The sequence below is a fragment of the Bacillus sp. X1(2014) genome, from assembly GCF_007678255.1.
In genome coordinates, this window is sequence record NZ_VEED01000009.1 from 129,037 (window position 1) to 145,475 (window position 16,439).

Genomic DNA, 16,439 nt, shown 5'->3' on the forward strand with positions numbered 1-16,439 from the left:
ACAGACCATTTTCAAATTAATGCATTGCATTAGGTTTATCCAACAGTTTCTTTTTCAAAGCAACTGTCAGTCGAACCTTTTGATCATTTTATATCCGAAATAAAGAATCGTAAACCATATAGGTGCTACAACTAAAGCAATTCGCATTCCCTCAATAAAAGCCATTAAGACAATGACAAGTGCTAAAAACATCAATGCTAAATAGTTTGAAATTGGATATAACGGAAGTTTAAATGCTAGTTTTTCAATTTCTTTTTTTGTTTTTGATTGCCTGAACTTCAAATGTGTAATAAGGATAACCGCCCAGCTGGTAATAATCGCTACTGTCGCAACAGAAGAAATGTACATAAACACTTTTTCGGGAACAATGTAGTTCAGAAATACGGCCAATAATAACAGAGATGACGTGAAGAGTATTCCACGGATCGGGCTGCCATTCTTATTAAGTTTTCCGAAATATTTCGGACCGTTATTTTGCAGGGATAAATTGTGCAGCATTCTTCCCGAACTGAATAACCCACTATTAAAAGCAGATAATGCGGCTGTTAGGACCACAAAGTTAATGATATGGGCGGCACCAGGAATTCCAACTTTATCAAAAATTAATACAAATGGGCTGCCCTTCGTGCCTACTTCATTCCAAGGATAGAGAGTCATCATAATTCCCAATGCACCCACATAAAAAATTAATATCCTCCAGACAACACTGTTAATGGCGGAAGGGATTGATTTTTGAGGATTTTTTGCCTCTCCTGCCGTAATTCCAACCAATTCCACTCCACCAAATGAAAACGTCACAAAAACCAAGGACATTAAGATTCCTTTGACTCCATTTGGAATGAATCCACCATGAATCCAAAGATGGTCCAAACCAACGGGCTGCCCTCCGTTCCCAATTCCCAGAAAGATGATTCCTAATCCAACGAGAATCATTCCGATAATGGCTACAACTTTAATTAGTGCAAACCAGAATTCAAACTCCCCAAATGCTTTTACATTCGCAAGGTTTACCATGGTAATCACGACAAGCACAGCGAGTGCTGTGAGCCATTGTGGAATATCTGGAAACCAGTAATTCACATAAACACCAACCACGGTTATTTCCGCCATTCCAGCGACAAGCCACATAAACCAATAAGTCCAGCCGCTAAGGTAACCTGCAAACGGCCCTATATATCGATTGGCGTAGGTACTAAATGAACCCGAAACTGGTAGATCGACTGCCATTTCACCAAGAGCTCTCATAATGATAAAAATAACCAAGCCTCCGATTAAATAGGAGACCATGATGGCTGGTCCAGCCATTTGAATGGCTGCACTTGAGCCATAGAACAGTCCGACTCCAATGGCACCTCCGAGTGCAATTAACTGGATATGCCTGTTATCTAAACCCCGTTGCAGATTCTCACTTTGATGATTATTACCCAACCTAAATTCCTCCAATTAAAACTATTTGTTCGAATAAAAGATAAGAAAAAGTACATTTTTAAACTGTACCTTAAAAGCGAAGATAATGCTAGAAGAAGTCTGAAAAGATGAAAAAATTATCTACTAACATAGAAGCATAGAACTAAACTTGGTTCACATCAATCTTATCTCTTCATTTAAAAGATTATAAACTGTTAAGAATTTTCTAGCAATGACCGGAATCACGCTTTTCCGCCTTATGTACTGCATCAGCAATTGTTTTTTCTATTGATTGCTTTAATAATCGTTATTCATTAACACCGAAACAAGTGGAATTTGCTCTCTCCTTGATTGCAAAGACAAGAGAATTCGACCTCGCAGCGGACCCTGCCACGTTAACTGTGAAAGATTTAAATAGATTAATTGCATTTAATAAGTTCAAAAATAAAGGAATACTTGTTAATCTTGTTAAAAAAGGTGTCTTAAGAAAGAAATAGATTAATAGAAGATAAATAAAGGAGAACACATTCACATGTAACTTGAAATGTGTTCTCCTTTATTTTTTCCTACCAGTAGTTTTTTTTCATATACATCTGATCTATTATTACTTACCGGTTAATTAATTGAATAAATTCTTCTTCTTTTAATATTTTAATAGTTTTTCCCTTATTAATTAATTCATATGCTTTTCTTTCTTTCGTACTTAAACCACTTTCTCCCACTAAGGTCTTGTCCTGGGTACCGACGATAAGAAAATCTGTTTTACTGCTGACACCACTCTTAATAATTCCTCCAGAATTCACTACCTGCTGCATCGCTTCTTTCCGCTCTAATGAATTCAATTCACCGGTAAATACAAGATTTTTTTGAAAAAAAGGATGGTTGGTACGAATCGTTTCAACCGTTACCGATATATCTGAAATCGAAACTCTATTTTTCTTAAATTTATTTTTTCTAAATTCAGTTTGAGGGTTTAATTCTTCAAATCGGCGGACAGAGATCCTTTCTTCAAACAAGTTTACATAAGTTTGAAGGGTCTCCGTCTTCTTCGTTTTCATACAAGCAATGACTAACTCTGCACATGCTCTTGCATCTGCTCCGGCATGATGGTGATTCGTCATTTCAAGTTCAAAATAGGCTAAGCGTTCCTTCAAAGAATTTCCTATACCATTCCCTCCACAAATACCTGTACTTACTGGAATACTACAAATGTAATTAAAATCAGGATAGGTTAATGAGTACTCCGTTAAACAAGAATGCAATACACTCATATCAAATTGAGCATTATGGGCAATAATAGTGGTACCTTCAAAATATTCCTTGATTTCGTCCCATATTTCGTCAAACCGTTTTGCATCCTTGACATCGTCAGCTGTCATTCCATGAATTTTAGTATTAACCGAATCGAATTTTAAGTTAGGTGGTTGTATTAAGTAATATTTTTCATCCACTATTGTATGGTCTTTTACAAAAACGAGCCCTAAAGAACAGGCACTGCTCATTTTGTTATTCGCGGTCTCAAAATCAATGGCTATAAAATCGACACCGTTGGGATCAAAGTTATCCTTCTTACCTTGTTCAACCTTAAACCTTTCATTGGATGAATGAAAACCCCATTCTGTCTGATTAGGTGATACTGTATCTTGATGTTGTTGTTCTTCCACTTCCACTCCAAAAACACGACATAATTGCTCAAGACCACCATAAAAACCAGCCCCGACCGCTTGAAATTTCCATTGACCCGAATTTCGATAGATGGCACCTAACTCAATGGCCGTCTCCTTCGTAAATGAATAATCAATTGGAAAAACAGCTAAATCCTCTTGGTTTCTACTGTTTACAATTCTTAATTGAATATCGGATACGTCTTCAAAAGTTTGTCCCGTTTGTTCGGATTCATAAATCGTAAGAGTGAAGGATATTTTGTGTACATCCACCGGAACTTTTAATAAATCGATCAAATAGTGCTGTTTTTCCATCGTTGAAATCGATTCCTCTAGACACACGGAACCATTAGAGGATTGCGGTTGTCCATAAAACACAAAGTCTTCCTCTCTTATAATTTTGTCTTCCTGCCCAACCATAAAAGCAGAAACATCTATATCGAAATAACTTGGCGCTTTCCAATCCAAGCCAATATGCAGCAAATTTAACTCAGGATTGTTTTTTGTTAATTCTATTTTCTGTCCTTTTATTAAAGATAAAACCATTTCTACCACTCCTATTCCCAAACTAAGAAAATACGAAGTTAATAATTATTTTACTTTTATTATGCAATAATCCTCTTTAAATTTATGACTTTTTTCCTAATTTAGCAAGAATCAATTATTTCCTCATCCCCATTTTCTTTTGGCTTGGTACTTATCAAAATCTCATAATTGAGGTATTTTGGCGATACTATTTATAACCTAAAAAAAAATTAAAAAAGACCAGACATGCAGCAAACATGTACGGTCTGGCATTAGACGGTTCCCTCTAAAAATGATTGACTAGGAAGGAATAAATGAGAGTAGCAGTGTGTTTAATATATCTTTTATCCCTTGTTACCCCTTCTCAACATTTCCCATATTAATCGTTAGTTGTTTATGACCTGTAATTAATTCTTCTTGTCCTTTTTATAATTTATCTGCGCGACAAATTAACTCCTTTTCACCCTTTTCCAAAGTATCTTTTCTGCTAATAATCACATCTTTTTTCGTATGGATTATAATTGGGATCGTCTTTTCCTGAAAGGGTGTAAAGCGGTCCCATTTCATATCCCAGATTTTTTCTTCATATTAGCTAGAGCAGTTAAAAAGAATTCACAATTATTTATCCCTCCAGCCTAGAAAATCGACTGTTGACACTAACAGCGCTTGTAGGTGTTAGTGTTTTCCCAAAAATTTGCGAACGATCATAGTCTGGGTTTTGATGAAGAATATTTAATGCCCCTAGGAATCCTCTCACCACATCACCGACAGTCAAGTTTTCTAATGATCCCGGTCTTGCATACTCCTGTTGGATAAATTGTTTCATCTCTTCATTGGTTACCGTGCTTTGATAGCCATAATGAGTTGCATGAATATCTCTTAACTTTTGGAGGAGAACGTACGTTTCTTCATTCTTGAGCGGCTTTAGTTTAATCACTGGTTGGGAAAGATCCCTGAATTCAGTCGTTTCAAAGCGATTGGTTTCCAGTCTTCTCTTTAAAGCACCATAGCTGAAAAGACCTTTTCGTTCATCCTCTAAAAATTCTAGCGTCCCGCAAAAATTGATATATAATCCCTCCATATTCCCTTGAAGGGTATCATTATATATTTTTAAAATGGTTTCATAATTTTTATCTCTTGTATGGGGATGCGTAATTTTGTAAAGGTTAATAGCTTCATCAAAGTTAATTACCAATCCAGAATAGCCGATTTGGCGGACAAACTGGGAAAGAATCATAAGATAGTTGTAGTAATTATCATCATTGATAATATCCCGGACACCCAAGTCCGCCCTTGCTTCCGTTTTGGTCCGGTATTCACCACGAATCCATCGTAACGCTTTTCGCTGTAGTTCAGAGTCGTCTTGGATAAAGCCTTGATAATAGCAGGTTAATATCCGAGCAAAGTCATATCCACCTATATATATATCCATTTTCGAAACGATCCGAGTAATCTCTAGTTCAACATCCTCGATAAATGTAGGATTATCTAACTCGATCGAAGGGTAGCCGATCATTTCTACCACTTGCTCCTGGACGTCATTGATCCATATATCGATAATCGTACTCAGTGCCCCACCCTCCGGTACTGTAGAAATGGAAAGGTTCTTCATTAATTCGGTGTAAAGAGCAACCGCCTTGTGGTCACTTCCGTAAAGTCTTCGCTCAGGGGTAAAATCAGCTTTTGTGACTACAAAGTTTTCTTTAAAGGCAATTTGCTGAATTAAGGCCTGAATAAAACTCTTACCGCTTCCGAAAGAACCAATAAAGAATTTAACCACAGACGACCCTTTCTTCACCTCATTAAGGTCCTTTAGGATCTGGGTTGCTTCCTGAGTTCTCCCCACTAAGATGTACTGCAAACCCCTGCTTGGAACCACTCCACCTGAAAGAGAATTGAGGATGGCGGTTGAATCTCGTTTCTTAATGTTCATTTCTTACTCGCTCCTTCATCTTTACAACTAGAGCTTCGAACTCTTCAAATACTTTAATCGATTCATTTTCGATGTGTAATAGATTATCATCGAGATGTTCATTGGCTTTCTCATTAATGGTATTCACAAATAAAGCCAACATAAGGCCATGTCGTTTCAAATAAGCCTTTGCCTCATTTACAGACATTTTTCCGTTATCAATCATTGATAGGAAAGCCTTTTCGAAACCAGTTAATGAATGGTAAAAGGCATCGTGATCCTGCTCTTCTACTTCGGTCTGTAAAAAGTTCGAAGTACGTGAGGGTTCAATGGGATTGGGCTGACTGGTTGGTGTTGCCTCTTCATACTGGTCATCAAATAGGTGAATCAGTTCTGAGGTCTGATTGTTTAACATTTCAATTCTATTTTCGTTAAACTGAACAACGGATGATCGTTTTAACTGAACGTACTCGGTTGATGGCGTTGGTATAGCTTTAACCGTATTTGTCTCTTCTCGTTCCTGATCCGTTTGAAAAAGCTGATTAGGATCTGATGTTGTTTGATTTGTAGAAACCAGATTTTGAGATTCATCACTTGGTGAATCGACCTCCACACCATAATCAGCACATAAGTCTGCAAGACCACCAAAAAATCCAGCACCAACCGCATGAAACTTCCATTCACCTGAATATCGGTAAAGTGACCCTAATACTACTGCACTCTCTTTCGAGAATGAGTAATCAATTGGAAAGATAGCTACCTCCTGCTGAATTCTACTATTCACAATTCTTAGCTTGATATCTGATACTTCTTGAAACGTTTGACCATTAAGGTCCGATTCATAAATGGTAAGGGTAAACGAAATTTTTTGTACTTCTTCTTGAACATTAGAAAGATTAATGATGAAGTGCTGTTTTTCGATTGTTGAAATCGATTCCTCTAACTTAACTGAACCGTTACTCGAATGTAGTTGTCCGTAAAAGACAAAATCCTCTTCTTGGATAATTTTCTCATCATTTCCTAGCAAAAAAGCAGACACATCGACATCAAAGTGTTTTGGTGCTTGCCAATCAAAACCTATATGTAATAAGTTCATGTTCGAATTATTTTTTGTCAAATCAACCTTTTGGCCTTTTACCAAGGATAAGACCATTGCAGACCACTCCTTTTAAAACTGCTTGATTCAAATTTTGATTATGTATACAACGGAAGTATTTTTATACGAATGATGTTATGGCGTTACTTTTATTATGCAATAATGGCTAAATTTAAGCACGTCTTTTTTCCTATTTTAGGATAATACGGTTTATTTTTTGTTTCCTTCTGTAGGGTATGGTCTTTAATTGGAAGTGTATCTAAAGTTTGTTATACTTTTATTAGAGCATGCAATGGGCACTGGGAGATGAAGGAATGAGCAAGAAAAGTGGAGTATCATCAATTGTTTCATGGTTGATGGAACAAAAGAAATGTCAAATGACCCAAGTAAATTGGAAAGTGTCGTCCCGTTATTGGGAATTACATAATGAAGATACAATAGAAGAAGTGATGACTTCGACAAAGGAATTTTTTCAAGAAAGATTTAACTATAACATTTTCAAACACTATAGTTCCCTAGTGCAACTTTTGAAGCAGGGTAATGTTCATGTAATGGGCGTTGAATTCGCATCTGGTAAGGTTATGAACATGTATGGAATCATCACTACTTTAGACGCAGATGTTAGTAAATATGGAACCCCTACTGATAAAATCGAGAACATCCTTAGTGAAATGATCCGAACGGCCATGCTAATCCATGGATACTATGACCTTTCCAGGGGCACGATCATTTTTGCAACCCCTACAGTAGATCCATCCCTAAATGGACCACTCACTGAGGCTGTAGGTGGACTAAATGAAATTTTCAAAGTGTATGGCTTTCAATTTTCCTTTGACAAATATCTAAATCAAGAATTTACAGTATTTAATCCTGTAGTTGAACAAGCAACAATTACACTAGGATCAACTAAGGGTACAAAAGCCACGGTAAGACCGAATCTAAATCAGAAAAAAGTGGTTGACAGTAATGCCACTCTAAAAATAGGCATCCTGGTTCGAAATGAGATTGGGAAACTAGCAAGAAATAACCAAATTTCAAATGAAATGATTCGAAATTTATTAGATAAAAGGTACTCGCAAGAAACCTTCGGGATCAACTTCCCTGTATTGAAAAAAGTCGTATTGGCCCAACCGTTAGTTGAACAAACGACGGTCAATGGCCTTAAACGATACTGGAATATAGTTTATATCATAAATGGCGGAGAATATCTAATTTGTCATAGCTGGAGTGAACTACAGCGACCGAAGTTTTTGAAATGGCTTGAATTGATGAATGAATAGATAAAAAATTATTTTTGCTGTGGAATTTTATAGTAAAATAAAGATGAATATAAAAACGTATGTGAGGAGAATTTCATTGACTGTAACTGAACTTGGTAATACTTTAAAAGAGATGTATAACTCTGCCCCTGAAGGCGAACAAGCTACATTCATTCATCTCTTTGGAATTAAATACGGTGAATTAATTTTACGCAATAATTATCGTATTGCTGAAATCGTAAAAATAGCCAGTATTCAAGATTCGTATCGAACTGAAGTCAGAAAAGATGTTAAACTTTCAAAGTATGTTACTTCTAATATCTAAAAAACAAACAGGACAACTTAAGTTTGTCCTGTTTGTTTTTGTTAACCATATAATCTTATACATGAAAAGGTAGAGACATAGATTAGTTACTGTTTCTAACTTCATAATTAACTCTGGTGTTCATTATGTAGCAAGATGTTCCCCCTCCATAAAGGGAAGATAACTGATGTTTCACTTAAACCTGATATCTTTTTCTAGGATAGCCACCCCGATAACATCTTCAAACACAATCTGCTCATATACACCAGACTTAACTTTAATACGTAGCAACTGAGTAAAAGGATCAACACGATGTATATGGCCTGTTATGTCCGTATTAAAGACGTCATCCCAAAATGTAATTCTTATTGGTAAAGTTATACTCCATTACGTATCAAATGCTTCTGTTATAATCCTCCACCTCAGAATCATCGTTGAGCGGCCTGGGCCGGCGTTCTTGGTCCTTAAACATCACGCTGCATCTCGAAAAGTTGCGGCATAAATGACTCTGCATTCCACTTCATTTTACTGCGATCTCTTATGGCCATGCGAACATTTCCATTATTCCTATTATACAAGACCAAATGTTCCTGTTTAAAAAACACAACCCGTTTATCCTATGTTCTCCCGCTGTAGTAAGAATGGTTTGGAGGTTTTTGTGGTGGGCTTTTTTCTTATTTATTATTGGGATAATATTTTCTAACTTTAACTCAACTACAATAAAATGGGATTGAAAAAAACTAACCCTATATTGGTTAGTTCAAACAGAATAGCTTATAAAACCTTTTTCTTTGGCATCCAAAAATCTGTAAATCCATTATCTACTGAATAATGATAAAGATCTTTAAGTTTTTTGCTGGTGTACACCACCATGTCTTCCCTTTTATTAAGATCCGGCATTGAAATTAAGCTTTCGTTTCGATCTATGACTATTTCTAGAAAAAACTTATCTGCCAATTTATCACTTTTTGATAAATTACAAGTACTGTAAGCTATAACTAAATTCCAAAGATGGTCTGCTTGGACAAAACTCCATGGAATAAAGTGATCGACATGGGAAGTGTCTTTATTAATGGTCTTACCACAATAAAAACATTTACCACTATAAAAGGATGAGAGTACCTGGTAAAACTGGTCAAGTGAGGACCGCTTAGAGACATTCTCAACCTTTAAAAGCAAATTGGTAGTATCACCTTTTTCATTAAATTTTTCCAAAAATAAGGCAAGTTGATAATTCGTTAAATAACTCAAAACACGTTGAAACCTCTGCATAAAGGAATAGAAACTACTATTTAATCTTAGCTGTTCTTTCCCATTATCGAAATCATAAATAGAGCAGCCTGAGTCACCGTAGATAGCTCTCATTACGTTAATCTTACATCTTTTGGTTACCTTGTTAATGATTTCAAATTGTAATTCATTAGAAAGTTTATCAAAAACAAGTGTACTTGGGATTTGATACTTTTGCTGAACGTTAAGGAGTATCCCTTGTACCTCGGACTTTTTATCCGTCATATTAATTTGATTAAGGTTATGATGGATAACCAGATTCCAATATATCTTAGCAAAACTAGAAAATAGGGTGGAATAATGTAATTCCAACTTATCATTTACATTATATAAATTTTCTAAAATGGACTTTATTAAAACAAACTTATATGTAGTAGAATTTCTTGATTTCGAAGAGAATATAAAATTAAAATGAGCCCATATTTCTTTATCTGTTAAATAAGTAGATCTCATTTCTCCAAGTTGTAATTTATGACTCATTGACCCCACCCAGTGTGCTAAATATCCGAAAATTAATCAATCTTCAACCTCCATTAAATATATTCTATCTTTAAATCCGCCACGCAATTTTATCTTTTTTTGACGAAGTTCTTCTACCTTTCTTATTGAACTCCCATGATAATTAGCAAGGGAATGAATAATTTCCAGGATATCTGCAAGTTCTTCAAGGGCCTCATCGTTATTCTTGCTATTGATATACTCCTGAAGTTCCTCAAAACATTTCTTCTGAAGAGCTTTCATATAATCTTCATTATTCAATATTTTTATGGAGCATTCCTTACCGGTATTTTGGATGATTTCTGGTATTCTGTCTCGGACTAATTTATTGTATATAGGCATTTGATTGTTACCCCATATCTTATAGTTAGAAACGTAATTTACTTTTTCTATCTGGGCTTTCATCTTTTTCCTTTCAAAAAGTTTAAAATCAAGATAATTGGCAAACTCTGACTCACCCGAATAGGACAGACAAAGATATTACTTTGCTCTTGTCATCCCAATGTATAAAAGAGATACTTCTCGCTCCTTATTTTCTTAATTTCTGGTATCCGATCTCGGACCAGTGTGCACGGCATTTAATGTACTTCCAATATTGAAATAATACTTATATTATATCGAATCATAGAATAGAATGGGAACCTTAAAATGAGAAGCTAACTATACTTCTTACAAAAATAGGATTATTAATTCACAAAATTATTTATACTTTCGAGATTTGATTGAAAATACGCTAAATGGATTTAAATGAGGAAATGGATTACTTTAGTTCTAGGATTTGAGGTGAAAATGTAAAATAAATTAGTTGATTAAAACGAAAATGCTGTCAGAATGCACCAATATTGTGATTAGTCTCCTTCCTATATGTTTATTGAAGGGATTTCATATTTACCTTAATAAATTTCCATCTAAATATGAAATCGAGCAGGTTGGTGAATTTACTTTAGGTTTGGCTGGATTGCTTCTGTTCACGAGTTAATCCTATATTTTCACCAAAAAAGCTTACAAAAAGGCCATTTAAGATGGAACTTAATAGCCTTTTGCAAGACTATTACCCCTGCATTCGCTTCATTCTCTGCAATTCAAACCATTTTCTTCGGACAATATCGATATGCCGTTTCAACCTTTCACTTGCTATAGGAAGTGATTCATATGGTGAAAGGTGAGCATATGCAACAGTTATTAAATGGTTAAGTAGTTGCAGATCTTCTCTAGACCAATTTTTCTCCTGGTTTAGCTTAATTTTTTTAAATTCTTCTTTATATTCTTTGGGTACATGACTGTACCAATATGACTGACATGCTGAGGGAGAAATTCCGATTTTTTTACTTACCTGGGCTGTTATTACTGTTAAAGGACGACCTTCTCTTGTTCCTTCTAATATTGCAGAATAAAGGATACTTTCTTTGTGCGAGTCCCATTTGTTTTGATTCTCTCTATCACTGTTACTCGCTTTTAACTTTGCCACCTCCTGTTTATATTCCTTAGACCACTTGTTGTACCATCTACTTTTGCATTGTCCAACGTCCATCCCGATTTCTTTAATACCAGAATTAAAGATTTCATCAAGATGCATACCGTTTGTTAAACCTTCAAAGACACGTGTAATAAGTATTTGATCCTTTTTCACTGTCCAGCCTTGCTGACTTTTCAGATTTAGTGCTACCTGTTTTGATTTTTTTGGAAGAGAATTTTTCTTCTTTTTTGGTGATGCTATTTTTTCCTTTTTCTGATTTTGTATCTTCTCACTTACAAGTAATGGTTTTGTAATATTTCGTTCTTTTTGAATCGCTTCTGCTTCTTTTACGCTCACTCTTTCTGATCCTTTATGAACAGGGAGCAATCCCCCCCATTTCGGCAGACTTTCTTGATTTGCAACATACCCGTTAAGTTGTTTTCCGTATTCTAAAATTTTATCTATTTGCTGGAGGCATGGGGATAACATCAATTGTATCTTTGATGATCCTTCAAGATGGTTCGCTGTCTTTGGATGTACCATCCTTAAATATAACAACTCAGTTGCTTCAAAGATGTATAACTTGTGAATGGGACGAAATGGAATATGAACAAATCTATTTGAACGATTAGCTAATAAATGAGAGATTATCTGATATGGCTCTCCGTCACCGGCATTAGCGAACATTTTCAGAGATGGAGAAAATAATGTTACATACAAATGGTTGAATATAGGGTTCAGTTCTCCTTTGCTTCTAAGCCAATTCCACCCGCACCAACGTAAATAATTCATTGTTGTTTCCCCTCGCTGGTTACAACAATAATCATAAGCTACTCTTTCTTTATTAACATTCTCCGGTTTGGGAACATGAGGATATTCCTTATTAAACCCTCATTTAACAAGATTATCAGAAGATCCCAGAATTCATCAATCTTCTGTTCTACTAAAGAATATGGGTTGTTAAAAAGAAACATTAAATTTTCTTCAGTCCAATGTATAGAGCAATTATTTATTGAGGTAAAAAACTCCATATCACTCTGTTCTTCATCATATTCTTTTGTACGTTTGTAATAATCTGTTCGTTTGAAATTTTCTTCAAACTCAATACGAGCACTAGAATCGTCTGTTTGAATGACACAAAACGTATCATTCTCTTTCAATGTTCGATAAATCACTGTTCCGCCATACAAATCAATTTCTTCTTGAATCTCCTCAAACTCCTGATATGTGAATGTACCATGAAACTGATACGTAACTGTTCGAAAATCTCTCATAGTACCCTCCTAAAAAATTAATCTACCTAGTTGGCAAAAAGTATGGTACGCAGATGCGTACCTTTGTAAACAAACTATATATATCCAAGGATTAATAGTACAATTATAACATTTTATTAGATAATATTATGTCATGGTTGTATTTCAAAATAAATGAATTAACTGAAATCTTCCCGTACCTACGAGAACCGCTTATAGGCATCCAAACCATAGAATTGCATCCTGAAATATGGTAAATTGAATGGTAGGTATAATCAGGGAGAGGACAGAAATGAATTCAGAAATCGAAGCACCAGTGATTCTTTCATGGTTGAAGAGTAGTAAGAAGTGCCAGACCATCCAATTGAACTGGGAGGCCTCATCCGAATCATGGGAATTATTTAATCGTGATATTATAGAAGAAGTAATCCATTCTTCGAAAGAATTTTTTTATGAAAGATATCAATTAAATCTTTTCAATGACAATAGTTCCCCTTTGGAATTTTTGCATCAAAGGGGTATTGAAGTGTTGGGACTTGAAACTCAACAAGCAATTGTAACTAACATTTATGGGGTTAACACTGCATTTTATGAAGTTGGACTGGGTAATCCAAAAAACACACTTTTAATTGAAAATGTCTTAAAAAATATGGTCCGGACTGCCATGCTTATTCATGGCTATTACAATTTATCAAAAGGAGCAATTATTTTTGCAGCACCTAAACTACATCAATCGATCGAGGATTCGCTCACTCATGTTGTGAAGTCAATAAATGAAATCTTCAAAGTGTATGGGTTCCAATTTACCTTTACCATCTACGTAAATGAGGATTTTACTAATCATTTCATTAATCCAAATGTGTATGTTACGGAAACACAGCATGTGAAAACTAAGACTTGGAAGAATACCCCTTCGAGTGGACTTGTAGAGTATCTGCAAAAGTCAGGGTATGAGGTGTTAGACAAACGGGAAAAAGGTGGAGCACTTTGGGTTATTGGCGGAGAAGAGCTAGAACATTTTATCGAAGAGCTATCTGTTAGCGAAAACATAAAATTTAGCTTTGCCAAAAAAGGCAGTAAGTCCACAAAGAACGTACCAGCCTGGTTTACAAAATCAACAAAATAATATAGGTTCTGCACAAATATAAAAAGCACTTACCATGGTGTGATTCTCTCACTCTTCCTGGTAAGTGCTTTTTTCATTAATTTGATAGAATATTCTTTTTAGTTGATTTATATACGCTGCTTAATATTAGTGCTGCAATCGCCTGTATGGTCGTTTTCACAATGACTTGGCCGAGGATTGCTGCTGGAACAACTGCCCATGGTAAGAAGTTTGCTCCTACCGGGCTAAGGCCGATAATGACGAAGATGACGGAATCCAATAAGCCGCCCACGATGCCACTGTAGAACACTCTCCAACTCATTGGCAGATTCAATCTGGTATAAATCTCTGTATCTGTTGTTTCTGCTACCGCAAACGAGAGGGCAGAAGCTAATACAATAATAAGGGTATCACCTAGTATGAATGAAACAAGTGCAGACAATAACAACGCTGTCCCTATGAAAATATAAGTCTTTTTTCTTCCATATTTATTTTGAACCAAGTCACGAAAGATAAACGTGGCTCCAATAAACAATGTACCCATTGGAACAATAAATGCTCCCATTTGTAATGGAGCGAAAGCCGCTGTAACTACGTTCGCGGTAACGATGGATATTAAATATAATAAGATTCTCATTCTATCCCTACTCTCTTTCTAACATCTTACACGCCTCGTTTATTTCCCCAAAGAAGGGCATGTAATTGCGGTAATACTTTCACATCATTTAACACTGGGTCAGCAACTACACAATCGACTAACCACTCATACTTCTTCAGAAGTTTTTGAATCAAATCATTGTTATTCACATTCGTGATATCATCATTCCCAACCTGAAGATAGAAAGGAATACCAGCGTACCGGTTATGGACCGTTTTCGCATATTCAAGATCGTTTTCGTCAAAGATGACGACTTTCAAACTCACTTGATGTTTAAACTCATTGTCATTTAAATTTTGAAAAATAGAATCCAAGATTTCAAAATTGGTGACCATATTTGAACTTGGCGGCTTCGGTGAAATCGTTAGTTCATCAACGTTTAAGAACCAGTCTTGCCATCTACTCCCTTGTGTTTCAATCCCAATCTTGATGTTTTTTTCTTTTAATAAATCAATAAACACATCTAAATTTTTAAGCAGTGCCGGATTTCCCCCTGAGATCGTCACAAACGAGAAATTATCGCCACCGACTCTTTTTAATTCAGCCCAAATTTCATCTGCGCTCAATTGCTGAATATCTTCTTTGGCACTGCCGTCCCATGTAAAGGCAGAATCACACCAACTGCAAGAATAATCACAGCCGGCCGTCCGAACGAACATTGTTTTTTGACCAATGACCATCCCTTCTCCTTGGATGGTTGGGCCAAAGATTTCTAAAACAGGAATCTTGCTCATTCCTCCATCCACTCCCTTCGAGCTTCCGCATAGCTGGTCGGAGTTTCAAAGAGACGGACAAATTCCACTCTTGCTCCATGATATTGTTCCATCCGCTCTTCTGTTTCTAATGCTTCCTTCATTTTCTCATAAATCCAAACCACCATATTTTCTGCGGTTGTATTCATATGTGGCAGGGTTTCATTCAAGTATTGATGATCAAGGAATATTTCAATTTCATTTTTCCAAATCTCTTTAATATCACCGAAGTCAATCATCAAGCCGCGTTCATCCACAAATCCGCTGATTCCGAAAATAACGTGGTACGTGTGGCCGTGCAAATTCTTACATTTGCCTTCGTAGCAATGCAAGTGGTGAGAAGCATCGAAGGTAAATTCTTTGCTCACTAGGACACGCTTTGAATGATATTTTAATTGTTTAGGATGGATGTCTTCATTTATTTTTTGAAGTTTATCAACGATTCGAAAACCCATCACTAAAACCTCCCATTTAAAAAGTCTTCAAGCCCTCTTTTTCGTAATACACAGGCTGGGCATTCGCCGCATCCATCCGCAATCACACCGTTGTAGCAAGTTAGTGTTTTTTCACGAACAAAATCTAACGCGCCTAATTCATCCGCTAGTGCCCATGTTTGTGCTTTGTTGATCCACATTAATGGGGTATGAATAACAAAATTATCGTCCATGGACAGATTCAAGGTAACATTCAGTGATTTGATAAAAATATCACGGCAGTCTGGATAGCCGCTAAAATCTGTCTCACACACACCAGTGACTAAATGCTTGGCGCCCACCTGACGAGCTAAAACCCCTGCGAACGTGAGGAATAACAGGTTACGGCCTGGCACAAATGTGGAGGGAAGCTCCCCAACACCGCCATCAGTCACTTCAATATCTGAACGCGTTAACGCATTAGGTGCTAATTGATTTAGTAAGGCCATATCTAAAATATGGTGTTTTACACCAAGTTCATTGGCTATATTTTTGGCACATTCAATTTCTAAACTATGCCTTTGATTATAATCGAAGGTAACGACTTCTACTTCTTTAAATTGTTTTAACGCCCAAAATAAACAAGTGGTGCTATCTTGTCCACCACTAAACACAACAATTGCCTTCTCATTTTTTAACATTTCTCTCTACTACTTCCTTTCAAATAGAAAAAACAGTACCCCAAGATAGAAGTACTGCTTCATCTTAGTTTTTTTAATGAGGGGTGCTAGAACCTCCACCGCAGGATGCGGATTTATATTTTATTGATATACTCATTTTACTACTT

General features: G+C 36.0%; 17 protein-coding genes. 4 read left to right on the top strand and 13 right to left on the bottom strand.

Going from position 1 to position 16,439, the window contains the following annotated elements; all coding sequences use genetic code 11:
• Positions 1–66: 66 nt before the first annotated feature.
• Positions 67–1,428: an amino acid permease gene (locus FS608_RS17555; protein WP_144553329.1), complete on the bottom strand. Its 1,362-nt coding sequence runs from the start codon at positions 1,426–1,428 to the stop codon at positions 67–69.
• 326 nt (positions 1,429–1,754) lie between these two features.
• Here FS608_RS17555 and FS608_RS30845 point away from each other — a divergent pair, with 326 nt between their 5' ends.
• Entirely contained in the window at positions 1,755–1,904 is a 150-nt protein-coding gene (locus tag FS608_RS30845) for a hypothetical protein (RefSeq protein WP_260871729.1), read from the top strand.
• Positions 1,905–2,015: 111 nt separating this feature from the next.
• Here FS608_RS30845 and FS608_RS17565 read toward each other — a convergent pair whose 3' ends face one another.
• From FS608_RS17565 to FS608_RS17575, 3 genes are all read right to left on the bottom strand, one after another.
• Positions 2,016–3,617 (bottom strand): TerD family protein, encoded by a 1,602-nt coding sequence (locus FS608_RS17565; RefSeq protein WP_144553331.1) that lies wholly within the window; start codon positions 3,615–3,617, stop codon positions 2,016–2,018.
• A gap of 601 nt (positions 3,618–4,218) precedes the next feature.
• Entirely contained in the window at positions 4,219–5,529 is a 1,311-nt protein-coding gene (locus FS608_RS17570) for an ATP-binding protein (RefSeq protein ID WP_144553333.1), read from the bottom strand.
• Positions 5,519–6,661: a TerD family protein gene (locus tag FS608_RS17575; protein WP_144553335.1), complete on the bottom strand. Its 1,143-nt coding sequence runs from the start codon at positions 6,659–6,661 to the stop codon at positions 5,519–5,521. The genes FS608_RS17570 and FS608_RS17575 overlap by 11 nt, the downstream gene beginning before the upstream one ends.
• A gap of 257 nt (positions 6,662–6,918) precedes the next feature.
• On the opposite strand from FS608_RS17575, the gene FS608_RS17580 reads away from it, so the two are divergent.
• Together FS608_RS17580 and FS608_RS17585 are read left to right on the top strand one after the other, a co-directional pair.
• Positions 6,919–7,884, top strand: coding sequence for a hypothetical protein (locus tag FS608_RS17580; protein ID WP_144553337.1), 966 nt, complete (start codon positions 6,919–6,921; stop codon positions 7,882–7,884).
• Between the two features lie 76 nt (positions 7,885–7,960).
• On the top strand, positions 7,961–8,188 hold the full coding sequence (locus FS608_RS17585) for an HTH-like domain-containing protein (RefSeq protein WP_144553339.1): 228 nt from the start codon (positions 7,961–7,963) through the stop codon (positions 8,186–8,188).
• Positions 8,189–8,359: 171 nt separating this feature from the next.
• Here the strand turns inward: FS608_RS17585 and FS608_RS31785 are convergent, their stop codons facing one another.
• From FS608_RS31785 to FS608_RS17610, 5 genes are all read right to left on the bottom strand, one after another.
• On the bottom strand, positions 8,360–8,548 hold the full coding sequence (locus FS608_RS31785) for a YolD-like family protein (RefSeq protein WP_144553507.1): 189 nt from the start codon (positions 8,546–8,548) through the stop codon (positions 8,360–8,362).
• A gap of 393 nt (positions 8,549–8,941) precedes the next feature.
• Positions 8,942–9,937 carry an HNH endonuclease gene (locus FS608_RS17595; RefSeq protein WP_144553341.1) on the bottom strand — a complete coding sequence of 332 codons (996 nt, stop codon included), beginning with the start codon at positions 9,935–9,937 and terminating at the stop codon, positions 8,942–8,944.
• Positions 9,938–9,973: 36 nt separating this feature from the next.
• Entirely contained in the window at positions 9,974–10,297 is a 324-nt protein-coding gene (locus FS608_RS17600) for a nucleoside triphosphate pyrophosphohydrolase (RefSeq protein WP_144553509.1), read from the bottom strand.
• 709 nt (positions 10,298–11,006) lie between these two features.
• Positions 11,007–12,203 carry a hypothetical protein gene (locus tag FS608_RS17605; RefSeq protein ID WP_144553343.1) on the bottom strand — a complete coding sequence of 399 codons (1,197 nt, stop codon included), beginning with the start codon at positions 12,201–12,203 and terminating at the stop codon, positions 11,007–11,009.
• 38 nt (positions 12,204–12,241) lie between these two features.
• A complete protein-coding gene (locus tag FS608_RS17610) occupies positions 12,242–12,685 on the bottom strand; it encodes a hypothetical protein (RefSeq protein ID WP_144553345.1) in 444 nt (147 codons plus the stop codon).
• Positions 12,686–12,956: 271 nt separating this feature from the next.
• Here FS608_RS17610 and FS608_RS17615 point away from each other — a divergent pair, with 271 nt between their 5' ends.
• The gene (locus tag FS608_RS17615) at positions 12,957–13,790 is read left to right on the top strand and encodes a hypothetical protein (protein WP_144553347.1); all 834 of its coding nucleotides are present in this window, start codon (positions 12,957–12,959) and stop codon (positions 13,788–13,790) included.
• Positions 13,791–13,866: 76 nt separating this feature from the next.
• Here FS608_RS17615 and FS608_RS17620 read toward each other — a convergent pair whose 3' ends face one another.
• Genes FS608_RS17620 through queC form a run of 4 tightly spaced genes read right to left on the bottom strand, consistent with a single transcriptional unit; the run spans position 13,867 to position 16,293 of the window.
• Positions 13,867–14,406: a VUT family protein gene (locus tag FS608_RS17620; protein ID WP_144553349.1), complete on the bottom strand. Its 540-nt coding sequence runs from the start codon at positions 14,404–14,406 to the stop codon at positions 13,867–13,869.
• A 26-nt stretch (positions 14,407–14,432) separates the two neighbouring features.
• Positions 14,433–15,161, bottom strand: a complete 729-nt coding sequence (queE, locus tag FS608_RS17625; RefSeq protein ID WP_144553351.1) for a 7-carboxy-7-deazaguanine synthase QueE — start codon at positions 15,159–15,161, stop codon at positions 14,433–14,435.
• The gene (gene queD / locus FS608_RS17630; RefSeq protein ID WP_144553353.1) at positions 15,158–15,634 is read right to left on the bottom strand and encodes a 6-carboxytetrahydropterin synthase QueD; all 477 of its coding nucleotides are present in this window, start codon (positions 15,632–15,634) and stop codon (positions 15,158–15,160) included. Before queD ends, queE begins: the two co-directional genes overlap by 4 nt.
• A 2-nt stretch (positions 15,635–15,636) precedes the next feature.
• Positions 15,637–16,293: a 7-cyano-7-deazaguanine synthase QueC gene (gene queC / locus FS608_RS17635; RefSeq protein WP_144553355.1), complete on the bottom strand. Its 657-nt coding sequence runs from the start codon at positions 16,291–16,293 to the stop codon at positions 15,637–15,639.
• Between the last annotated feature and the right edge of the window lie 146 nt (positions 16,294–16,439).